19 protein-coding genes are annotated in these 22159 nt (G+C 73.6%); 13 read left to right on the top strand and 6 right to left on the bottom strand.

Annotated features, from left to right (window positions below; translation table 11 throughout):
• Nucleotides 1-27 precede the first annotated feature (27 nt).
• The 7 genes from GA0070622_RS09670 (at nucleotide 28) to GA0070622_RS09700 (ending at nucleotide 7189) form a co-directional block, all read left to right on the top strand.
• Complete coding sequence (locus tag GA0070622_RS09670; protein WP_091572182.1) at nucleotides 28-858, top strand: siderophore-interacting protein; 831 nt, start codon at nucleotides 28-30, stop codon at nucleotides 856-858.
• Nucleotides 859-920: 62 nt separating this feature from the next.
• Nucleotides 921-2555: a BCCT family transporter gene (locus GA0070622_RS09675; protein ID WP_091572185.1), complete on the top strand. Its 1635-nt coding sequence runs from the start codon at nucleotides 921-923 to the stop codon at nucleotides 2553-2555.
• A 44-nt stretch (nucleotides 2556-2599) separates the two neighbouring features.
• A complete protein-coding gene (locus GA0070622_RS09680; RefSeq protein WP_091572190.1) occupies nucleotides 2600-3574 on the top strand; it encodes an ABC transporter ATP-binding protein in 975 nt (324 codons plus the stop codon).
• Entirely contained in the window at nucleotides 3571-4422 is an 852-nt protein-coding gene (locus GA0070622_RS09685; protein WP_091572192.1) for an ABC transporter permease, read from the top strand. Before GA0070622_RS09680 ends, GA0070622_RS09685 begins: the two co-directional genes overlap by 4 nt.
• Nucleotides 4423-4432: 10 nt before the next feature.
• On the top strand, nucleotides 4433-4678 hold the full coding sequence (locus GA0070622_RS09690; protein WP_091572196.1) for a helix-turn-helix transcriptional regulator: 246 nt from the start codon (nucleotides 4433-4435) through the stop codon (nucleotides 4676-4678).
• 73 nt (nucleotides 4679-4751) lie between these two features.
• Nucleotides 4752-6650 carry a DNA primase gene (dnaG, locus tag GA0070622_RS09695; protein ID WP_091572201.1) on the top strand — a complete coding sequence of 633 codons (1899 nt, stop codon included), beginning with the start codon at nucleotides 4752-4754 and terminating at the stop codon, nucleotides 6648-6650.
• Entirely contained in the window at nucleotides 6650-7189 is a 540-nt protein-coding gene (locus GA0070622_RS09700) for a hypothetical protein (RefSeq protein WP_091572205.1), read from the top strand. The genes dnaG and GA0070622_RS09700 overlap by 1 nt, the downstream gene beginning before the upstream one ends.
• A 63-nt stretch (nucleotides 7190-7252) precedes the next feature.
• Here GA0070622_RS09700 and GA0070622_RS09705 read toward each other — a convergent pair whose 3' ends face one another.
• The gene (locus GA0070622_RS09705; RefSeq protein ID WP_091572210.1) at nucleotides 7253-7966 is read right to left on the bottom strand and encodes a hypothetical protein; all 714 of its coding nucleotides are present in this window, start codon (nucleotides 7964-7966) and stop codon (nucleotides 7253-7255) included.
• Nucleotides 7967-8290: 324 nt separating this feature from the next.
• Here GA0070622_RS09705 and GA0070622_RS09710 point away from each other — a divergent pair, with 324 nt between their 5' ends.
• Complete coding sequence (locus GA0070622_RS09710) at nucleotides 8291-9043, top strand: GNAT family N-acetyltransferase (protein ID WP_091572214.1); 753 nt, start codon at nucleotides 8291-8293, stop codon at nucleotides 9041-9043.
• Nucleotides 9044-9094: 51 nt separating this feature from the next.
• On the opposite strand, the gene GA0070622_RS09715 is transcribed toward GA0070622_RS09710, so the two are convergent.
• The 5 genes from GA0070622_RS09715 to GA0070622_RS09735 all read right to left on the bottom strand — a co-directional run bounded on the left by GA0070622_RS09715 (nucleotide 9095) and on the right by GA0070622_RS09735 (nucleotide 16045).
• The gene (locus tag GA0070622_RS09715; RefSeq protein WP_091572219.1) at nucleotides 9095-10063 is read right to left on the bottom strand and encodes a TAXI family TRAP transporter solute-binding subunit; all 969 of its coding nucleotides are present in this window, start codon (nucleotides 10061-10063) and stop codon (nucleotides 9095-9097) included.
• Nucleotides 10060-10452: a roadblock/LC7 domain-containing protein gene (locus GA0070622_RS09720; protein ID WP_091572222.1), complete on the bottom strand. Its 393-nt coding sequence runs from the start codon at nucleotides 10450-10452 to the stop codon at nucleotides 10060-10062. The genes GA0070622_RS09715 and GA0070622_RS09720 overlap by 4 nt, the downstream gene beginning before the upstream one ends.
• Entirely contained in the window at nucleotides 10449-12830 is a 2382-nt protein-coding gene (locus GA0070622_RS09725) for a sensor histidine kinase (RefSeq protein WP_091572227.1), read from the bottom strand. The genes GA0070622_RS09720 and GA0070622_RS09725 overlap by 4 nt, the downstream gene beginning before the upstream one ends.
• 63 nt (nucleotides 12831-12893) lie before the next feature.
• Nucleotides 12894-13913, bottom strand: coding sequence for a TAXI family TRAP transporter solute-binding subunit (locus GA0070622_RS09730; RefSeq protein ID WP_091572230.1), 1020 nt, complete (start codon nucleotides 13911-13913; stop codon nucleotides 12894-12896).
• The gene (locus GA0070622_RS09735; protein WP_091572234.1) at nucleotides 13910-16045 is read right to left on the bottom strand and encodes a TRAP transporter permease; all 2136 of its coding nucleotides are present in this window, start codon (nucleotides 16043-16045) and stop codon (nucleotides 13910-13912) included. The genes GA0070622_RS09730 and GA0070622_RS09735 overlap by 4 nt, the downstream gene beginning before the upstream one ends.
• Before the next feature lie 351 nt (nucleotides 16046-16396).
• Here GA0070622_RS09735 and GA0070622_RS09740 point away from each other — a divergent pair, with 351 nt between their 5' ends.
• From GA0070622_RS09740 to GA0070622_RS09760, 5 genes are all read left to right on the top strand, one after another.
• Nucleotides 16397-17329, top strand: a complete 933-nt coding sequence (locus GA0070622_RS09740; protein ID WP_091572240.1) for an ABC transporter ATP-binding protein — start codon at nucleotides 16397-16399, stop codon at nucleotides 17327-17329.
• A gap of 681 nt (nucleotides 17330-18010) precedes the next feature.
• Nucleotides 18011-18808, top strand: coding sequence for an ABC transporter permease (locus tag GA0070622_RS09745; RefSeq protein WP_245666162.1), 798 nt, complete (start codon nucleotides 18011-18013; stop codon nucleotides 18806-18808).
• An 11-nt stretch (nucleotides 18809-18819) separates the two neighbouring features.
• Nucleotides 18820-19626: an ABC transporter permease gene (locus GA0070622_RS09750; protein WP_091572244.1), complete on the top strand. Its 807-nt coding sequence runs from the start codon at nucleotides 18820-18822 to the stop codon at nucleotides 19624-19626.
• Nucleotides 19627-19689: 63 nt separating this feature from the next.
• Nucleotides 19690-20706, top strand: coding sequence for a YihY/virulence factor BrkB family protein (locus GA0070622_RS09755; protein WP_091572249.1), 1017 nt, complete (start codon nucleotides 19690-19692; stop codon nucleotides 20704-20706).
• 203 nt (nucleotides 20707-20909) lie between these two features.
• Nucleotides 20910-22088, top strand: coding sequence for an ROK family protein (locus tag GA0070622_RS09760; RefSeq protein WP_091572254.1), 1179 nt, complete (start codon nucleotides 20910-20912; stop codon nucleotides 22086-22088).
• The last annotated feature ends 71 nt before the right edge of the window (nucleotides 22089-22159 follow it).

A 22159-nucleotide genomic window follows, 5' to 3' on the forward strand; every position in this document is an offset into this window, starting at 1 on the left:
ACGAGAAGTTAGGGTAGCCTAAGCGGCATGACGGAACGCCCGAAGACGCTCACCGCCGCCACGGTCGTCCGGACCTCGCGGCCCACCCCGCACCTGATCCGCCTCGTGCTGGGCGGCGGCGAGCTGACCGGCCTGCCGGTGGGGGCGTACACCGACCACTACGTGAAGTTCGTCTTCCCGCCGGCCGGGGTGACCTACCCGCACCCGGTCGACATGGCCACCATCCGGCGCGACTTCCCGGTCGAGCAGTGGCCGCGACTGCGCGCGTACACGGTGCGGGCCTGGGACGCGGCCGCCGGCGAGCTGACCGTGGACGTGGTCCACCACGGCGACGAGGGGCTGGCCGGCCCGTGGGCGGCCGCGCTGCGCCCCGGTGACCGGGTGCTCTTCGCCGGGCCCGGCGGCGCGTACGCGCCGGACCCGGCGGCCGACTGGCACCTGCTGGCCGGGGACGAGAGCGCGCTCCCGGCGATCGCCGCCGCCCTGGAGCGGCTGCCGGCCGGCGCGCCGGCCAAGGTGTACGTCGAGGTGGACGGCCCGGCCGACGAGCTGCCCCTGGTCAGCGCCGCCGCGGTCGAGCTGCGGTGGCTGCACCGCGCCGGCCGTCCGTTCGGCGCGCCGCTGGTCGAGGCGCTGCGAGCGTTGGAGTTCCCGCCCGGCCGGGTGCACGCGTTCGTGCACGGGGAGGCCGGCGCGGTCAAGGAGCTGCGCCGGCTGCTGCGGGTCGAGCGGGGCGTGCCCCGGGGGGACCTGTCCATCTCCGGCTACTGGCGGCGCGGCATGGACGACGAGGGCTGGCGCTCGACCAAGCCGGCCTGGAACGCCGAGGTCGAGGCCGAGGAGGCCGCCGCCGTCTGACCCAGGCGGCGGACCTGGGGTTTTCGGCCCGGCCGGGGCGCCGGTCCGCCCAGGATGGTGCCATGGCGGAACAGGTGGGGGAGCGGCCCGCGACGCAACCGGCCGACCGGGTGGTGCTCGGGTTCGGGGTGGCCGGTGTGCTGGCCGTGGTGCTCTGGGGCGTGTTCGCCCGCGGCTCGTTGGCCCGCTTCGGCGAGGCCGGGTTGAACTGGACGATCGACACCTTCGGCTGGTTCTTCGTGGTCGCCGCCGACGCGTTCCTGGTGCTGGCCGTGGTCGTCGCCGCCTCCCGGTTCGGTCGGATCCGCCTCGGGGCCGACGACGAGGAGCCGGAGTTCACCGGGCTGGCCTGGATCGCCATGATGTTCAGCGCCGGCATGGGCATCGGCCTGGTCTTCTTCGCCGTCGCCGAGCCGATCCAGCACTACGCGGCGCCGCCGCCCGCCTCCGGCGTCGAACCGCAGACCGGCGCCGCCGCGGCCACGGCCATGCAGTACACGCTGTTCCACTGGACGCTGCACCCGTGGGGCATCTACGCGATCGCGGCGCTCGCGCTGGCGTACTCGACGTTCCGCAAGGGGCGGGGCAACCGGATCTCGTCGGCGTTCGCGCCGCTGCTGGGGGCCCGCACGGACGGCGTGCTCGGCCGGGCGATCGACCTGCTGGCGGTCTTCGCCACGGTGTTCGGCTCGGCGACCAGCCTCGGGCTGGGCGCGCTCCAGGTGGCGGCCGGTCTGGACCTGGTGGCCGGCGTGGCGGACAGCCGGGCCGTCGAGTTGGTGATCATCGGCGCCCTGACGCTGGCGTTCGTGATCTCCGCGTTCTCCGGACTGCACCGTGGGGTGAAGTGGCTGTCCACGACCAACGTGCTGATCGCGGTCCTGCTGATGCTGTTCGTCTTCGTGGTCGGCCCGACCGTCTACACCCTGGAGGTGCTGCCGGCCGCGGTCGGCGACTACCTGAGCGGCCTGGTGCGGATGTCGACCCGCACCGGCGCGTTCTCCGACCCGGCCTGGCTGGGCTCGTGGACGATCTTCTACTGGGCGTGGTGGATCTCCTGGGCGCCGTTCGTCGGCACCTTCATCGCCCGCATCTCGCGCGGGCGTACGGTCCGGCAGTTCCTGATCGGGGTGCTGCTGGTGCCCAGCGGCGCGAGCGCGGTGTGGTTCGCGGTGCTGGGTGGGACCGCGCTACGGACCCAGGCCACCGGCACCCGGGACCTGGTGGCCGACGTGGGCGCCGGCTCCGAGCAGGCGCTGTTCGGGCTGCTGGACGCGTTGCCGCTGGCCACGCTGACCAGCGTGCTCGCCATGCTGCTGATCGCGCTCTACTTCGTCACCAGCGCCGACTCCGCCTCCCTGGTGCTCGGGTCGTTGAGTTCGCGGGGCGCGCTGCGGCCGCACCGTGGCGTGGTGGTGCTCTGGGGCGTCCTCATCGGCGCGGTCGCCGCCGCGTTGCTGCTGGCCGGCGGTCTGGCCGCGTTGCAGCAGGCCACCATCCTGGTCGCGTTGCCGTTCGTGGTGGTGATGCTCGGCCTGGCGGTGTCCATGGTCCGGGAGATGGCCGCTGATCCGGCGCTGCGCGGCGGGGCCCGACCCCGGCGCTCCGGACTGGCCGCCGCGGTCCGGGCCGCCCGGTCGTACGAGGAGGAGGACCCGCCGCCGGTCACCCGGTGGTTGCACCGCCCGCGCCGCTGAGCGGGTGTACCTCAAGTTGTAGTAGGGGTGCTACATTCCGGTGCATGACTGCGGTCGAACTCCCGGGGGCTGTCGCGGCTCCCCGACCTCCCGACGAGGACCTCGTCCTCGACGTCCGCGACCTGCGCATGCGCTACGGCGCCGTCGACGTGCTGCACGGCGTGGATCTCACCGCCCGGCGGGGCGAGGTGGTCGCCCTGCTCGGGCCGAACGGCGCCGGCAAGACCACCACCATCGAGATCCTCGAAGGCTTCCGGCTGCCGTCGGCCGGCACGGTCCGGGTGCTCGGTGTCGACCCGGCCCGCGGCGACGAACGGTGGCGCGCCCGGCTCGGCGTGGTGCTCCAGTCCTGGCGTGACCACGGCAAGTGGCGGGTGCGGGACCTGCTGGCCCACCTCGGCGACTTCTACGCGCCGTACGCCACCGACCGGATCCCGCGCCCGTGGCCGGTCGACGACCTGCTGGCGACCGTGGGGCTGACCGCGCACGCCGGCAGCCGGGTGGCCCGGCTCTCCGGGGGGCAACGCCGCCGGCTCGACGTGGCGGTCGGCATCGTGGGCCGGCCGGAGCTGCTGTTCCTGGATGAGCCGACGGTCGGCTTCGACCCGGCCGCCCGACGCGAGTTCCACGAGCTGGTGCACCGTCTCGCCGACCTGGACGAGACCACCATCGTGCTGACCACCCACGATCTGGCCGAGGCGGAGAAGCTGGCCGACCGGATCCTCATCCTGGCCGGTGGCCGGATCATCGCCGACGGCTCGCCGGACCAGCTGGCCCGGCGCGTCGCCGGGGACGCCGAGGTCCGCTGGACCCGCGACGGCGAGCGCTACGTGCACGCCACCGCCGACGCCACCGCCTTCCTGCGCGACCTGCTCCGCGAGCACGGCGACCGGGTGCGGGAGCTGGAGGTGCGCCGGGCGAGCCTGGAGGACGCGTACCTGACGCTGGTGCACGAGGAGGAGACCGGGATCCGCACCGGCCGGGCCGAGCGGGTGTGGCAGCAGGAGGAGAACCGATGAACCCGACCACCGCCGCGCTGCGCGCCGGGCTGCGGCGCGGCCTGATCGAGCTGCGCACCACGTTCACCAACGGCCAGGACCTGTGGAACTACTTCTTCCCCACCGCGGTCCTGCTGGTCGCCATGTTCTTCATGCGCGGCTCGACAGTGCCCGGCACCGACTTCTCGCTCGGCGCCCGGACGCTGCCCAGCGCCCTGGGTATGGGCCTGCTCTTCGGCGGCCTGCTCGGGCTGGCCCAGCAGCTCATCGTCGACCGGGAGGACGGCACGCTGCTGCGCGCCAAGGCGATCCCGAACGGGATGCTCGGCTACCTGGTCGGCAAGCTCGTGCTGATCTCGGCGATCTCACTGATCGGCCTCGTCATCCAGCTCGTACCCGGACTGTTCTTCCTGGATGGGCTGCGGCTCGGCGACCCGGGCGCGTGGCTGACCCTGGCCTGGGTGGTGCCGCTCGGGCTGGTGGCCACGCTGCCGCTCGGCGCGGTGATCGGCTCGCTGATCGAGAACCCGCGCAACATGGGCCTGGTGGTCCTGCCGATCTTCGGTCTCATCGCCCTGTCGGGCATCTTCTACCCGATCAACGGCCTGCCCGGTTGGCTCCAGGGCGTCGCCCAGGTCTTCCCGCTCTACTGGCTAGGCTTGGGCATGCGCTCGGCGCTGCTCCCGGCCGACCTGGCGGTGGTCGAGCTGGGCGGCTCCTGGCGCCACCTGGAGACGCTCGGCGTGCTCGGCGCCTGGGCGCTGCTCGGGCTCGTGCTGGCCCCGGTGGTGCTGCGCCGGATGGCCCGCCGGGAGTCCGGCTCGCGGGTCGCGGCCCGGCGGGAGCGGGCCATGCAGCGGGTCGGATGAGAGGGCGTCGATGAGCGAGACCGTGCACAACCGGATCGCGGTGCTGCGCGCCGAACGGGGCATCTCCCGGCGGCAACTGGCCGACGCGCTCGGTGTGCACTACCAGACCGTCGGTTACCTGGAGCGCGGCGAGTTCCGGCCCAGCCTGCACCTGGCGCTGCGCATCGCCGCCCACTTCGAGGTGCCGGTCGAGGTGGTCTTCTCCATCGAGCCGTTCCCGCGCATCGGCGACCCCGCGGCGGCCCGCTCGGCCTGAGCCGGCGGGGGCGGGCGGCGTCCGCCACACGCCCGTCCCCCCGGCCACCGGATCGTCGGTCCGGCAGGGCAGGATGTACGCCGAGGAGGTGGCGGCCATGGCGGGGCGGATCCGGGACGAGGACATCGCGCTGGTCCGCGAGCGCGCCGCCATCGCGGACGTCATCTCCGAGGTGGTGACGCTCAAGTCGGCCGGCGGTGGCAACCTCAAGGGGCTCTGCCCGTTCCACGACGAGAAGAGCCCCTCGTTCAACGTCTCACCCGCCCGCAACGTGTTCTACTGCTTCGGCTGCGGGGTCGGCGGCGACGCGATCAAGTTCCTGATGGACGCCGAGCACCTGAGCTTCGTCGAGTCCGTCGAGCGGCTCGCCGCCCGGGCCGGCATCCAGCTGCGCTACGTCGAGGACGACCGGTCCGCCCCGCGCCCCCGCCCGCAGCAGGGGCAGCGGCAGCGGCTGGTGGCCGCGCACGCCGCCGCCGTCGAGTTCTACCGCGCCCAGCTCACCACCGCCGGCGCCCGTCCGGCCCGGGAGTTCCTCGCCGGGCGCGGCTTCGACCGGGCCGCCGCCGAGCGCTACGGCTGCGGCTTCGCCCCCGACGGGTGGGACCTGCTCACCAAGCACCTGCGCCAGCAGGGCTTCAGCCACGACGAGCTGGTCACCGCCGGTCTGTCCCGCCCGGCCCGCTCCGGCTCGCTGATCGACCGGTTCCGCCGCCGGCTGATGTGGCCGATCCGGGACATCACCGGCGACGTGATCGGCTTCGGCGCCCGCAAGCTCTTCGACGACGACGACGGCCCGAAATACCTCAACACCCCCGAGACGCCGATCTACAAGAAGTCGCACGTCCTCTACGGCATCGACCAGGCCAAGCGGGAGATCGCCAAGCAGGGCAAGGTGGTGGTGGTCGAGGGCTACACCGACGTGATGGCCTGCCACCTCGCCGACGTGCCGACCGCGGTGGCCACCTGCGGCACGGCCTTCGGCGGCGACCACATCTCGGTGCTGCGCCGGGTGCTCTTCGACAGCGACGAGCGGGCCGGGGAGATCATCTTCACGTTCGACGGCGACGCCGCCGGGCAGAAGGCCGCGCTGCGCGCCTTCGAGGACGACCAGCGCTTCGTCGGGCGCACGTTCATCGCGGTCAGCCCCGACAACATGGACCCGTGCGAGCTGCGCCTGGCCAAGGGCGACCTGGCCGTACGCGATCTGGTGGCGCGTCGCGAGCCGCTCGTCGACTTCGCGCTGCGGCACGTCATCAACCGGTTCGACCTCGACACCGTCGACGGCCGGGTGGAGGCGATGCGCCGGGCCGCGCCGCTGGTCGCGAAGATCAAGGACCGGGAGAAGCGCCCGGAGTACGTCCGCAAGCTCGCCGGGGACCTCGGCATGGAGATCGAGCCGGTGCAGCGTGCCGTGCTGGCCGCCGCGCACGGGCAGCCCGCCGCCGGCACACCCGCGTCCGCGCCGACGCGGCGGGGGCCGGCCACCCCGAGCGTGGACAGCCCTCGCTCCATGGTGGAGCGGGAGGCGCTGAAGCTGGCGCTGCAGGAGCCGGTGCTGGCCGGTCCGATGTTCGACGCGGTCGAGGCCGGCGACTACCAGCACCCGGTGCACGTGGCGGTGCGCGCCGCCGTCGCCGCCGCCGGCGGGGCGTCCGGCGCCACCGGCGGGGCGGTCTGGATCGAGCAGGTCCGCGACGCCTGCGACGACCTGGCAGGCCAGGCGCTCGTCGGCGAGCTGGCGGTCGAGCCGCTGCGCATCGACGGCGAGCCCGACCCGCGGTACGTGTCGGTCACCATGGCCCGGCTCCAGTGGAGTTCGGTGACCGGCCGGATCCGGGACCTGAAGTCGAAGATCCAGCGGATCAACCCGGTCAGCAACAAGGACGAATACTTCGCCCTGTTCGGGGAGCTGCTCTCGCTCGAACAGCACGCGCGGGCGCTGCGCGAGCAGGCCGCCGGAGGACTGTGATGGGTCTGTTCAACCGCCGCCCGAAGCTCCCGCCGGCCGACCGGCCGCCGCTGACCGCAGACGAGCGGGTGCTGGCCTGGGCCGCCGCCGGCAACGGCGAGGGCGACGGCGTGCTCGTCGCCAGCAACCGCGGGCTCTGGCTGCCCGGCCGCGCGGAGCGCCTCGGCTGGCACGACATCCTCAAGGTGGTCTGGTCCGGCCGGGAGCTCACCGTCACCCCGGCCGAGACGGTCGGCGAACGCGACGGCGGCTACCTGGTCGTCGCCGACCGTCCGGCCGAGACCTACCTGCTGGTCGACCCGGGTGACCTGCCGCACCAGGTGCGGACCAGGGTCACCGGCTCGGTGGCGTACACCGCGCACCACCCGGTGCCCGGCGGCGCCGGCCGGATCGCCGCCCGCCGGGTGCCGGGCGTCGACGGGCTGACCTGGACGGTCCGTTACGACCCGGGGACGCCGGCCGACGACGAGGCGGTGGTCGCCGAGACCGACCGCCTGGTCGCCGCGGCCCGGGCCACCACCACGCCCGCCGACGTCTGAGGGCGTCCGGCGGGTTCCGCGTCTGCGGCGGCCCACCGCGTGGGAGGTCCCGCCGACTGCGGGCTACCAGTACCTACCGCAGGCCGGCTCGAGCTTCGCGACCGTGTCCTCCAAGTCGCCGGTGTCGCCGGCTGCCAGCTGGAGCGCGTCCACCTGGGTGGGCTTGATCGAGCGGATCTTGGTGTACTTCAGCCCCGCGGTTACCGCGAGGGCTCTGACATTGCTTCGGAGCGTGCGGTCGGCCTGCTCGCCGGCCACTCTGTTTGCCGTCGTCTCCAGGGCGACCAGCCGCGTGATCGCCTCCGCCCGGGCGGAGGCGATCGTGCTCTCCGCGGCGCCGCCCGAGGCGACCTCACGCAGGACGATCAGCCCGGCGACGGCTTTCTCCAGCGGGCCTTCGAGGGCGTCGCAGGCGGCCTTGTTGCTCGTGGTGGCGGCGGGCGTGGCCTTCCTGGTGGTGGATGCCGCCGAGGGGACGGCCGAAGGGCGAAGAGACCTTGAGGGCCGAGGTGTCGGCGAGGACCCGGGTACGCGGCTCGGTGCGGCCGTCGGTGTCCTGGACACCACGGGCGCGGGGGGGAGCGGTTCCGTGGCGGTGCTGGCCGCCACGGCGGCGGGCGTGCTCCGAACCTCGGAGGCGCTTCCACATGCCGAGGCGGTGAGCAGCGTCGCAGCGACCACTACGCAGAGCCCGAGCCGTCGTGCCATTGGTGTCACATCCCATGTCGTGATCTTCAAGAGGCCATGACGGTACTTGTCCGGTCCGGTGGTGGCCATCGGCCCAGGCCGGCGAACTCCGATACTGAACATGGTCTCCTCAGCTTCGGCCCTGACACCGTGTGAGGGTCACGCACGTCGGTCCCCGGTGAACACGCTTGACAGGCCGCGGCGGGCTGCGGCACTGTCGCGGTCGGACCACGCGTTCGGCGTGGGCGCTACGCATGAGGGACTGACGCCTGTGATCCGGGTAGGCCGAGCGGCCGCCTGACGACGACGCGACACGCGACCGGTGCAGGTCGCGCGACGCGGTGCGTGGTCGGGTGGTCCCACGCTGCTTCCGTCCACCGCAGCACCACTCCCTCAGCGAGGCCCACAGTGAACATGGATGCCCGCATCCAACAGTCCGTCGTCGCCAACCTGCGCAACCGACCTGCGCCCGTCGAGGTGGGGCCGTTCGTGATCGGGACGGATCCGACGACGTCAAGCCCGCACATCAACTACGCCACGCCGCGTCCCGGTGCCGCCGTCACCGTCGGCGACGTCGCCGCCCTGGTCACCGCCTTCCGCGCGGCCGGCCGCACACCCCGACTGGAGTACGTCACCAGTTGCGCCCCCGGCCTGGAGGCGCTCCTGACCGGTGCCGGTTTCGTGGTGGAGTCCCGGCACACCTACCTGGTCTGTGCGCCCGGCACCCTACGGACACCACAGGCGCTCGACCACATCCGACTGTACGAGCCGGCCACCGATCCCGAGCGCGCCGGGCTGATCGGCGCGCAGCACGAGGCGTTCGGCGGGAACCCGGTGGCATCCGAGGCCGACGTGGCTCGGCTCCGGCGTCAGCAGGGCGCCGGCGGCGTGGCCGTGATGGCGGTTACCGACGACGGCACCTGCGCGGGAGGTGGCGGGGCGGCGCCGCCCGCCGGCGGGGTGAGCGAGGTCGCCGGCATCGCCGTCCGTACGCGGTACCGCCGCCAGGGGCTGGCGGGCGCGATCACGGCGGACGTCACCCGGCGGCTGTTCGACATCGGCGTCGAGGTCGCCTGGCTGGAGGCGTCCGGAGAGGACTCGTGGCGGGTGTACGAGCGCGCCGGCTACCGGCCTGCCGGCCGACGGCTCTACATCGGCTCGGACTGAGGTGACAGGACCCGGGCCGAGGTCCCGATCCCGGCCCGGGTCGTCGCTCGGTCAGCCGTCGTCGCGGTAGAACCTCGCCGCGCCCGGGTGCAGCGGGATCGGGTCGGTCAACGCCGCGCTGGACCGGGTGAAGTTCGCCGCCTCCGGGTGCACCTGGACCAGCTCGCCCTGCCAGGTGAAGAGCACCCGGGTGAGGTCGTACGCGAGTTGGTCCGGCATGTCCGCGGCCACCAGGATCACGTTCGCCACCGTGATGGTCGGCGTCGGCTCGGGCGTGCCGTAGACCTCCTTCGGCAGTGTGGCGGTGGTGTAGACCGAGCCGTAGCGGGCCCCCAACGGCTCGATCAGTTCGGTCAGCGGCAGCAGCCGGAACGCGCCGGGGGCGGCGGAGAGCAGGTCCTTGACGCCGGGGGTGGGCAGCCCGCCGGAGAAGAACATGGCGTCCAGCGCGTTGGCCCGCATCTGCTTCACGGTCTCCGGCAGCGACAGGTTGACCCGCCGGATGTCCCGGTCCGGGTTGATGCCGCCGGCGGTGAGCAGGCGGCCGGCGATGATGTCGGTGCCGGACCTCGGCGAGCCGGTGGAGATCCGCTTGCCGCGCAGGTCCGCGAAACTGCGGATCTTGCCGTCGGCCCGGACGATCACGTGGGTGTAGTTGCTGTAGACGCGGGCCAGCGCCCGCACCGGCTGCGGTTGCTTGTCGAACGCGCCCCGTCCGTTGACCGCGTCCGCGGCGGTGTCCGCCAGGCTGAACGCGATCTCCATGTCGCCACCGGCCACCCGGGTGATGTTCTCCACCGAGGCCCCGGTCGGCTCCGCCCGTGCCTCGTAGCCGGGCAGGTGGCGGCTGATCAGGTCGGCGTACCCGCCGCCGAGCTGGTAGTAGACGCCGGTGGTGTTGCCGGTGGCCAGGAAGATCCGCCCGCCGTGCCACGCCGGCGTCTCGGCGTCGCCGCCGCAGCCGGCCAGCAACGCGACCGCCGACAGGGCGGCCACCAGCCGCCACGGGCGGCCGGTCACCGGCGGGCCGCCGGTTCCAGCGCCTCCGCCACCCGCTGCACCAGCGTCGCCGTCTCGTAGCCGATCTGGCCCAGGTCGCAGCCGGGCGCGGCGAGCACGCCGAGCAGCGCCCGCTCACCGACGGCCATCACCAGCATCACGCCGCCGTCCATGTCCACGATCTGCTGGCGTACCCGCCCGGCGGACATCAGCCGGGCCGCCCCGACGGTCAGGCTCGCCAGGCCGCTGATCACCGCGGCGAGCTGGTCGACCTGGTCGGCGGAGAGGTCGGGGGAGGCGGCGAGCCGCAGGCCGTCCTCGGAGACCGCGAGCGCGTGCGAGACGTCCGGCACCTGCTCGGCGAAGTTCGCCAGCAGCCAGTCGAGTCCGGCGGTAACGGGTGTGGTCATGGCGTTCTCCCGGTGGGTGTGGTGTTCGGGGCACGGCGCGTCGCGCTGGCCACCCCCTCGGCGAGGGCGGACAGCCGGGCGCGTACCACCTCGGGGTCGAGCAGGTCCGTCGCGGGCGGTGACGCGGGGGTGTCGGGCATCGGCGCGGGCAGGTGCCCGCCCCGGGTCCGGCGCGGCAGGCCGGCGGCGGTGGTGGACACGGGCGCCGGCGGCGCGCTGGCCGGGCGGATCCGCGCCACGCTGGGCGCCAGCAGGGCGCTGCCCGGGGGGCGTACCGCGGCGACGCCCCGCACGACGCCCGCCGACGGCGCGGCCTCGGCCGTCACCGGCGTGGCGGCGACCAGGCCCCGGGTGGTGGCCGGGCGGGTCGCGGCCGCGCCCGCGGTGAACCAGGGCGCGGCGAGCCCGGTCGGTGACCGGCGTTCGGCGGCGGGCCGGCGGCTCACCGACTCGACCCGGGTCAGCACCGACTCGGGCACCTCCACCTGGGCCACCGTGCCACCGGAGGCGTCGTGCAACTGCACCCGGATCCCGTGCCGGGCGGCCAGGTGCGCCACCACGTGCAGGCCCATGCTGCCGGCGGCGGCGCTGGACAGCGTGGCCGGCACGGCGAGCCGCTCGTTGATCTCGGCCAGCCGGCCGTCGCTGATGCCGATGCCCTGGTCGTGCACGCGCAGGACGAGGCCGTCGACGGTGCGCCGCCCGTCGACCAGCACCCGGGCGTCCGGCGGGGAGTAGACGGTGGCGTTCTCCAGCAGCTCGGCCAGCAGGTGCACCAGGTTGCCGGCGGCCGCGCCGTGCACCGCGGCGGTCGGCACGTCGATCTCCACCCGGAGGTAGTCCTCGATCTCGGAGGCCGCCGCGCGCACCACGTCGTCGAGGAGCAACGCGCCCTCGTGCCCCCGCCCGGGCTCACCCCCGGCCAGGACCAGCAGGTTCTCGCCGTTGCGTCGCAGCCGGGCGGCCAGGTGGTCCAGCGCGAAGAGCCGGGCCAGCGCGTCCGGGTCGGTCTCCTCGCGTTCGAAGTCGTCGAGCAGCCGGAGCTGCCGGGTGATCAGCGTGCGGATCCGGCGGGCCAGCGCCTCGGCCATCCGGGTCACGTCCAGCCGCAGCTCCGCCTGCTGGCCGGCGAGGCGCAGCGCGGCCCGGTTGACGGTGTCGAACGCCTCGGCGACCTGGGCCACCTCGTCCTGACCCCGACGGATCCCGTCGGTCATCCGGGTCGCCGGACCCTCCGCCGGCGCGCCCTCGCCCGCCGCGATCGCGGTGATCCGGTCCGGCAGCTCCCGGTTGGCCATGGTGAGCGCGGCGACCCGCAGCCGACGCAGCCGGCGGCTGGTGCGTACCGCCAGCAGCACGGCGGTGACCAGCGACCCGAGCGCGACGGTGCTGGTCGCGCCGGCGGTCAGCACCGCCCGCCACCGGGCGGTGCCGGCCAGGTCGGCGGCGTCGCGGTCCAGCCCGTCGGAGAGTTCCCGGCCGAGCAGGTTGTACCGCCGGATGGCGCCGCTCTGCGCCACGTACCAGGCGTCGCCGTCGGTCTCCAACGTCTCGGGCGCGCCGTCGGTGTCGAGCACGGTGTCGCGCATGCGCCGGGCGGTCGTCACGTCCGTGCCGTCGACCAGCCGGTACCAGGCCGCGTTCGCCGGGGCCGAGGCGATCCGGAGGAACTCGGCCTGCCGTTGCTCCCGGGCGCCCCGGAGCCGGCCGAGCCGGGCCAGCTCGCCCCGCTCCAGCGCACCGCGCACGAACACCGCGCGGAGCAGGTCGCGCTCCAGTGCGGACAGGTGCTCCTGGGCGGCCACCGACGCCACCTCGCGCGCCTCGTTGGCCAGGCCGGCGTCGCGGAGCTGGCTGGGCAGCGCGTCCGCCACCGCGAGCAGCGACTCGACGAGCGTCCCGTACGCCGGGTCGCCGCGCTCCCCGGCCAGCGCCAGTTCCCGGGCCGGGCCGAGCAGGTCGAGGTGACCGTTCGCGTCGTCGAGCACGGCGGCCAGGTCGGGGGCGGCCCGCCGGGCGTCGCCGCCGGCCGAACGGTAACGGTCGACGGCGGCGTCCACCCGACGTCGCTGCGCGTCCACCAGCGGCCGACCGGCGGCGCCGCCCCGCTGGCGCAGCGCCGCCGTCTCACCGAGTTCCCGTTCCAGCTCGTGCACCAGCCGTACCGTCGCCGTGGCGGTGCCGGCGAGCACGCGGGCCCGGTCGGCGTCGGCGGACGCGTCCAGCGCGGCGCCGGTCTGGGCCGCGCCCAGCACCACCAGACCGGCGGTCGCCACCAGGATCGGGGCGAGCAGCTGGACGCGGACCGACCGGAGACGCCCGGCGCGGTCCGCGGAACGGTGGTGGCGGCGTACGCGGGTGGGGTGGGGCAGCGGCACGGGGGTCTCCCGGTCGATGTCGGTGGGCCGGGCCCGGACCCGGTCCGGGCCCGGCCGGTCGGGTCAGCTCGCGCCGAGGTCGGTGAGCGCCCGTTCCGCGCCCCGGTGCAGCGGCACCGGGTCGGTCTTGCGGGCGTTGCCCAGCTCGATGCCCTTGGCGGCCGGGTTGGCCTGGGCGAGGACGTCCTTGCGGTCGAAGACGGTCCGGGTGATCGCGCAGGCCACGTCCGCGTCGAGGTTGTCCCGCACGAGCAGCACGTTGGGCACGACGATGGTGGGCACGTCGGCCGGCGTCTTGTAGATGTCCTTGCCGATGGTGCCGGCCTGGTAGGCCGGGTTCAGCCCGGACATCGTCGGCAGCAGCGGGCTGATGTCGACGAACCGCACCTTGTCGCCGGCGGTGGTGAACAGGTCGGTGACCCCGCCGGTCGGGATGCCGCCGGACCAGAAGAACCCGTCGATGCTGCCGTCCTTCATGCCGTCGACGGTCTTGGTCAGGTCGAGGCGCTGCGCCTGGACGTCCTTGGCCGGGTCCAGCCCGGCGGCGGTGAGCAGACGGTTGGCGATGACCTCGGTGCCGGACTTGGGCGAGCCGGTGGAGATCTTCTTGCCCTTCATGTCCGCGACCGAGGTGATGCCCGCGTCGGCCCGCACGACCACCTGGGTGTAGTTGTCGTAGATCCGGGACAGCGCCTTGACCGGCTGCGGCGAGCTGAAGCTGCCCTTGCCCTGCACCGCGTTGACCGCGGTGTCGAACAGGGAGAACGCCACGTCGTACTGGCCGGCGACGAGCTGCTCGACGTTCTGCACCGAGGCGCCCGTCTCGGCGGCCGTCCCGGTGAGCTTGCCGTCGGTGGTCTTGCTCAGCTCACCGGCGAGCGCGTTGCCGACCACGTAGTAGACCCCGGTGGCGTTGCCGGTGGCGATGCCGACCCGGGTGTCCTTGGTGACCTTGCAGGTGACGTCGCGGGCGGCGTCGTCCGTCGCCGCGCCGTCCTGTCGGCCCCCGCAGCCGGCGGCGCCGGCGGCGACCAGGGCCAACGCCCCGACACCAGCCGCTATTCGCGTGTCGATCCGTCTCATCCTCTGTCCTCCCCATGGTCCACGGACTTCAAGGCCGACGGGCGGCCGGCGCCACGTCGGACGTACACGCCCGCGACGGTCAGCGCGGCGAGCGCCGCGCCGACCGCCATGGGCAGCGGTTCCAGCCAGAGCAGCACCAGCCCGGCGACCGCGCCGAGCAGCCGTTCCGGCGTCCCGGCCGGGCCGACGCCGGGCAGCCACCCGCCGGCCGCCACGGCCAGCACGGCGACGCCGAGCGCGGAGACCGCGCCGGCCAGCACGATCCGCCCCACCCCGCCGATGCCGAGCAGGCCGAGGCCGGTCGGGGTGATCACGAAGGCGAGCGGGATGAGGTACGCCGGCAGCGCGTACCGCAGGGTCTGCCACATGGTCGGCACCAGCCGGCCGCCGGTGACCGCGGCGGCGGCGACCGCGGCCAGCGCGGTCGGCGGCGACACCTCGGACAGCACCGCGAAGTAGAAGACGAACATGGCGGCGGCGGGGGCGGCGACGCCCAGGTGCAGCAGCGCCGGGCCGATGATCACCCAGCCGATCACGAAGGACGCGGTGACCGGCACGGCGAGGCCGAGCAGGCTGAGCGCGACCGCGGCGAGCACGGCGGTGAGCGCCAGCACCACGGCCGGCTCCGAGCTGACCGACTGCGCGCCGGAGACCAGCAGCGCGGCCGCCTGCGGGCCGAGACCGGTCTTGGTGGTGGTGGCGGTGATGATGCCCGCCGCGGCGCACACCGCGCTCACCGCGAGCACCCCGCGGACGCCGTCGCGCAGCGCCGCGACCAGCCGGGCCGGGGTGAGCCGGTGCCGACGGTCCAGGAAGGACAGCACGGCGGCGAGCGCGGTGGCGATCACCACGGCCCGCATCGCCGAGGCGCCCAGCGCCAGCACCACCACGATCACGAGCAGGGAGAGGAAGTGGTAGCCGAAGCGGGCCAGCAGCCGCCAGGCCGAACCGGTGTCGATGACCACCGGCCGAACGCCGGAGCGCCGGGCGTCGATCTCGACCGAGAGCAGGATGCCCAGGTAGTAGAGGACGGTCGGCACGGTGGCCCAGCCGAGCACCTGGAGGTAGGACACGCCCAGGTACTCGGCGATGATGAAGGCCGCCGCGCCGAGCGTCGGCGGCGACAGGATCGCGCCGACCCCGGCCGCGGCGAGCATGCCGCCGGCCCGCTCGGCGGGGTAGCCGGCGCGGCGCAGGATCGGCCAGGTCACCGCTCCGATGCTGACCGTGGTGGCGGCGCCGGAGCCGGAGACGGTGCCGAGCAGGAAGCCGGAGGCGACGGCGGTCCGCCCCGCCGCGGTGCGGGAGCGGCGGAACGCGGCGGCGGAGAGCTCCACGAAGAACCGACCCGCCCCGGAGAGGTCGAGCACCGCGCCGTAGATGGTGAACAGCACGATGTACGACGCGGCCACGTCGAGCGGGGTGCCGTAGAAGCCGCTGTCGGAGTTGTAGAACGCGTCGACCAGCTGCCCGAAGTCCAGCCCCGCGTGGGCCACCGGCCAGGACTGGGGGAGCAGCCCGCCGTAGTAGCCGTAGCCGAGGAACATCACGCACACCGCGGGCAGGATCCATCCGGTGGTGCGGCGGCACGCCTCCAGCAGCAGGAGCAGCAGCCCGGTGCCGAACGCCACGTCGAGCGGGTCGAGCAGGCCCTGCCGGTCGAGGAACGCGTCGTAACCGCCGCCGGCCGCGCCGAGCGTCACCGGCAGCACCGGGTAGAGGCAGACCAGCAGCGCGGCGAGCGAGAGGGCCCAGTCGACCGCCGTCGGCCCGTGCCGCCCGGTCGCCGTCCGCCGGGGCGGAACCCCCGACGGGTACGCCAGGAAAACCATCGGGAGTACGCCGGCGAGAAAGATGATGAGGTAGTACTTGCTCCCCTGGGGCAGCGGGAAGAACACCTGCCAGAGCGTCAGCAGCGCGACCGCGACGGTGACCGCGGTGAAGAGCCGGCCGACCGGCCCGGAGAGCGTCCGCCCCGGTTTCTCCTCCTCGAACCGCGCGGCAAGTTCGCGGGTGTCCGGGTGGCCCGGATCCCGGGTGTGGTGGTGCGTCTCGCCCGGCCCGTCGTCGGCCCACGCCGGGTCGCCCACCCCGCCGTCGTCGGGCGGGAGCGGCACCGCGTCGGAGTCCACTTCGGACCCCGGCCGCCCGCCGGTGGGCGTACGGGGTGACGGGGGAGTGGAGTCGGAGGGGCGAACGGGTGGCACGAGGGGGCACGATACGCGAATGGCGCACATGATGGGAACATTGCCGATCGTGATTGCATTGAGTGACGGAATGAGCCTTCGCTCACTCACCGCACACCCTTTTAGAAGCGATTTCACAATTGTTCCGCCATAAAGACGAACCGGCCTTCTGGGGTCGCTCCACTATGGTGAGTTAGGCCCGCTTCCAACGATGGAATGAGTCCACCACGGAGCGTAGTGACGGTCACGCAACGTGCGGGCGCGCGGGTTGTCGGACCGGGCGGTTAGGGTCGGCCGGTGACCATCGGGCAACCACTCATCCAGGCGCGGGGGCTGGTGAAGCGGTTCGGCGACTTCACCGCCGTCGACGGCATCGACGTCGAGGTCCGTCGCGGCGAGGCGTTCGGCTTCCTCGGTCCCAACGGCGCGGGCAAGTCCTCCACCATGCGCATGATCGGTTGCATCTCCCCGCCGTCCGGGGGCGAGCTGCGCATCCTCGGGCTCGACCCGGTGCGCGACGGCCCGGCCATCCGGGCCCGGCTCGGGGTCTGCCCACAGCTCGACAGCCTCGACCCTGAGCTGACCGTCCGGGAGAACCTCACCACCTACGCCCGCTACTTCGGCATTCCGCGCCGGGTGGCCCGCGAGCGCGCCGCCGAGCTGCTCGACTTCGTCCAGCTCGCCGAGCGGGCCGAGAGTCGGGTCGACCCGCTGTCCGGCGGCATGAAGCGACGGCTGACGATCGCCCGCGCGCTGGTCAACGACCCGGAGATCGTGCTGCTCGACGAGCCCACCACCGGCCTCGACCCGCAGGCCCGGCACCTGGTCTGGGAGCGGCTGTTCCGGCTCAAGCAGCAGGGCGTGACGCTGGTGCTCACCACGCACTACATGGACGAGGCGGAGCAGCTCTGCGACCGCCTCGTGGTGATGGACGGCGGTCGGATCGTCGCCGAGGGGTCGCCCCGCGCCCTGATCGAGCGACACGCCACCCGCGAGGTGGTCGAGCTGCGCTTCGCGGGCGACTCGCAGGAGGCGTTCGCCGGCAAGCTCGACGGGCTGGGTGAGCGCGTCGAGGTGCTGCCCGACCGCATCCTGCTCTATGTCGCCGACGGCGACGCCGCGGTGGCCGAGGTGTCCGCGCGCGGCCTGGACCCGGCCGGCGTGCTGGTGCGGCGCGGCAGCCTGGAGGACGTCTTCCTCCACCTCACCGGCCGCACCCTGATCGACTGACGCCCGGGCCGCTCGTGCGGCGCGGCCGGCTGTCCCAAGGACCGGCATGCCTTCGTGACCCCGCCGAACCTGACGGAAGGTCGGTACCCGTGGTTGGTGGCCTTCTGCTCGTGGGGCCCGGGGCGGGTCACGAGGGCCGGGCTGTCCGGCTTGCTCGCGGGCCGGAGCCCTGCTCGCGGCGGTGAGGCGGTGGCGCGAGCGGAGGGTGCGCCCGCGCGGTCGCGTACCGGGGGTGTACGACGCCGCCCACGCCGCCGGCGATTCCGCGCCCGGACGGTCCCGCCCCGCCACCGCGGAACCGGACACCCACCCACCGGACAGGATCCGGCGCATCCCCCGAGGGGTGACACCCACCGCGTTCCACCCACCGCCCGTCAACTCCGTCGGTGGAACACCGTGGGTGTGTTCTGGCCTTGGGGGCACCCATGGCGTTCCACTCGTCGGCTGTTGACGCCGTGGGTGGAACACCATGGGTGCGTCCCGACTCGGACCATCTGCGCCGCCCCCCGGCGAGGGCGAGGCGCCACATGCCCGCCCGCCGAGATCTTGGAAGGAAACGGCCCTCAGAGGGGCCTCGCACTTCCAAGATCTCCCACACGGAAGCGGACACCCGCACCGCCGACGGGTCACGCTGGCGCCTGTCGTACCCGCCCGGTAGGAAGGTCGGCGGGGGTGGTGCGGGTGACGACGGCGACGGGCCGGGCCGGGGCGGGCTTGCCACGGGTGCCGGCGGTGGCGGTGTTCGCCCACTACCTGGTCAACTACCGGCGCACGTGGCGGGCGGGTGTCTTCTCGTCCTTCCTGCTGCCGGTGCTCACGGTGGTCGGCTTCGGCTTCGGCGTCGGGGCCTACGTCGACCAGGGCGTCGACGGGGTGCCCTACCTGCCGTGGCTGGTGCCCGGCCTGATCGCCTCGACCGCCTTCCAGGTCGCCGTCGCCGAGTCGACCTGGCCGGTGCACAGCAACTTCAAGTGGGTGCGCACCTACCACGCCCAGGTCGCCGCGCCCCTGCGCACCGGTGACATCGTGGCCGGTCACCTGGGTTTCGTGCTGTTCCGGGTGGTTACCAGCGCGCTGGCGTTCCTGCTGGTGGCCGCCGTGTTCGGGGCGTTGCGGTCGCCCTGGGCGGTGGCCGTGGCGCCGCTCGCCCTGCTGCTCGGCCTGGCGGTGGCCGCGCCGGCCTTCGCGTTCAGCGCGTGGGTGCCGAGCGACAGCTACCTCGCGTTGCTTTTCCGGTTCGCGGTGATCCCGATGACGCTCTTCTCCGGGGTGTTCTTCCCGGTCGAGTCGATGCCGGCCGGGCTGCGGCCGGTCGCCTGGGCCATGCCGCTCTGGCACGGCGTGGACCTGTGCCGGGCCGCCACCCTGGGGGTCGCGCCCCGGTGGTCGGTCGCCGGTCACCTGCTCTACCTCGCCGCCTGGGCCGGCGCCGGCTGGTGGCTGGCGCTGCGGGCGTTCCGCCGTCAACTCGTCGTCTAGGAAGGGGTGTCGTGGTCGGTCTCGTCCTGCCCCGGCTGGCCGGCGTCACGGGGGCGCGCCGCTCCGCCGCGATCGCCGAGCGCAATCTCACCGCGCTGCGCAGCGCCTACTGGCTGGTGCTGGTCTCCGGCTTCCTGGAGCCGGTGCTCTACCTGCTGTCGATCGGCATCGGGGTGGGCGCGCTGGTCGGCGACCTGACGCTGCCCGGCGGCGCGGTGGTGTCCTACGCGGCGTTCGTCGCGCCGGCCATGCTGGCCTCCTCGGCGATGAGCGGCGCGCTGTCCGAGACCACGTTCAACTTCTTCGGCAAGATGAAATACATGAAGCTGTACGACGGGGTCATCGCGACCCCGGTGCAGCCGTTCGAGATCGCGCTCGGCGAGCTGGGCTGGGCGATGGCGCGGGGTGGCCTCTACTCGGCCGCGTTCCTGCTGATCATGGTGACGCTCGACCTGACCACCGCGTCGCGCGCGCTCGTCGCGTTCCCGGCGGCGGTGCTGGTGGGGTTCGCGTTCGGCGCGCTCGGCATGACGGTCGCCACGCTGCTGCGCAGTTGGCAGGATTTCGACCTGATGGGGTCGGCCCAGTTCACCCTCTTCCTCTTCTCCGGCACGTTCGTGCCCGCCGAGGCCTACCCGGCGGCGCTGCGCTGGCTGGTCGAGCTGACCCCGCTCTACCGGTCGGTGCACCTGATCCGCGGCGTGTGCGTGGGGGAGCCCGGCTGGTCCTGGGTGCTCGACGTGGCCTACCTGGTGGCGTTGACCGGCGGCATGCTGGCGCTGGCCTCCCGGCGGATGGGCAGGTTGCTCTACCTGTAGCTGGTTACCGGGCCCGGCCGCGGGGCAAGTCGTGCAGGACGACACGACGACGAGGGAGGTGCGATGGCCGCCGACGAGTCTCCCGCCCGCGAGGGGCGCGAGCGCACCGGGCCGGTGGGGCCGGACGACGGCCCGGACAGCCCGACCGACCTGCCGGGCCCCGGTTGGGTGGCGACGCTCAAGCGGACCGTCCGGGAGTTCCAGGACGACAGCCTGACCGACTGGGCCGCCGCGCTGACCTACTACGGGGTGCTCTCGATCTTCCCGGGCGTGCTGGTGCTGATCTCGGTGCTCGGCCTGCTCGGCGAGCGGGCGACCCAGGGCGTGCAGGACACGGTCAACCAGGTGGTGCCGGAGCCCAACATCCGCACGATCATCGAGAGCGCGATCACGCAGGCCGGCGAGTCCGGCGGGCTGGCGAGCGTCGCGGCGGTGATCGGTCTGGTCGCCGCGTTCTGGTCGGCCTCCGGCTACGTGGCCGCGTTCATGCGCGCCTCGAACAGCATCTACGACGTGCCGGAGGGGCGGCCGATCTGGAAGACGCTGCCGATCCGCCTCGGCGTGACCGCGGTGATCGGCGTGATGCTGCTGGTCAGCGCCGTGATCGTGGTGTTCACCGGCGGCCTGGCCGAGCAGGCGGGCAACGCGATCGGGCTGGGCTCGACCGCGGTCACGGTGTGGAACATCGCCAAGTGGCCGGTGCTGCTGGTGCTGGTCAGCCTGATGTTCGCGATCCTCTACTGGGCGTCGCCGAACGCCCGGCACGGCGGCTTCCGCTGGGTCAGCCCCGGCGGCGTGCTCGCGGTGGTGCTCTGGCTGGTGGTGTCCGGCCTCTTCGCGCTCTACGTGAGCAACTTCGGCTCGTACAACAAAACGTACGGCGCCGTGGCCGGCGTGATCATCTTCCTGATCTGGCTCTGGCTGAGCAACATCGCCATCCTGCTCGGCGCGGAGTTCGACGCCGAGTTGGAGCGCAGCCGCGCCATCGCCGCCGGGCACCCGGCCGACGAGGAGCCCTACGTCGAGCTGCGCGACGACCGCAAGCTGCGGAAGAAGCGCAACGCGCCGACCCCCCGCTGACCACCCTCGCGTCGCCCCGCCCGGAGAACCGGGCGGGGCGACGCGTTTTCATGATCCGGAACACGCTTTTGTTCGTATGGACAAAAGTTTCCATCGGTTGTGCCGAAGCTATGGACACGTGACCCGGAAGGCTCCTACTGTGTCGGACACGACACATCGCCGTTGCGTCGATGTGAACGACTCCGATGCGGAGGTGAGCGCCGGTGCGGACGGTCGATCCCCTGCACGTACGGCTCCTGCGGCTGCTCCGGGACGAGGGCGCGGTCTCCCGCGCCGAGCTCGGCGACCGCCTCCAGATGCCCCGCCCGCGCCTGCTCGCCGAGCTGGAACGCCTGGTCGCCCTCGGCTACGTGGCCGAGGCCGGGCTGGCCGCCTCCCGGGGCGGGCGCCGCTCCACCCTGGTCGAGCTGAGCCCGCGCCTGCGCTTCGCCTCGGTCGACCTGGGCGCCAGCTCGATCGACGTCGAGGTGGTCAACGGGCGGCTGGAGCCGGTGACCGCGTACACCGAACCCGCCGACATCCGCTCCGGGCCCAAGGTGACCCTGCACCGGGTCAACGAGCTGCTGCACAAGGCCCGGGTGGACGGCGCGTACGAGCGGCTGGACGCGATCGGCATCGGCGTGCCCGGCCCGGTGAGCTTCCGCGACGGGGTCCCGGTGTCCCCGCCGATCATGCCCGGTTGGGACCGCTTCCCGGTCCGCGAGCTGCTGACCCGTGAGCACGGCTGCCCGGCGGTGGTCGACAACGACGTCAACATCATGGCCATCGGCGAGCGGCACGGCGGTGTCGCCCACTCGGTCGACGACTTCCTCTTCATCAAGATCGGCACCGGCATCGGCTGTGGCATCTATCTGCACGGCGAGGTCTACCGGGGCACCGACGGGTGCGCCGGCGACATCGGCCACATCCAGGTCGACCCGAACGGGCCGATGTGCTCCTGCGGCAACCTCGGCTGCCTCGAAGCGGTGTTCAGCGGCGCGGCGCTGGCCCGGGAGGCGACCGCCGCGGCCCGCGCCGAGGTCTCGCCGGCGCTGGTCGAGCGGCTCGCCGCCCGGGGCGTGGTGACCGCGCTCGACGTGGCACAGGGCGCGGTCGAGGGAGACGTCACCTGCATCCAGCTCATCCGCGACGGGGGTCGGCGGGTCGGCAGCGTGCTGGCCGGCCTGGTCAGCTTCACCAACCCGTCGATGATCGTGATCGGTGGCGGGCTGGCCCAGCTCGGCCACATCCTGCTCGCCGAGATCCGCAGCGTGGTCTACCGCCGCTCGCTGCCGCTGGCCACCGGCAACCTGCCGGTCGTCCTCTCCGAGCTGGGCCCACGCGCCGGCGTCGCCGGCGCGGCCGTGCTGGCCAGCGACGTCGCGTTCGGGGAAGCCGCATGACCGAACGCACCGAGCGCAGCGAGGGCCGTGAGGGCATGCCCGGTCAGCCCCGCATGACCGAACGCACCGAG

This window comes from Micromonospora sediminicola, from assembly GCF_900089585.1.
Lineage (GTDB): Bacteria > Actinomycetota > Actinomycetes > Mycobacteriales > Micromonosporaceae > Micromonospora > Micromonospora sediminicola.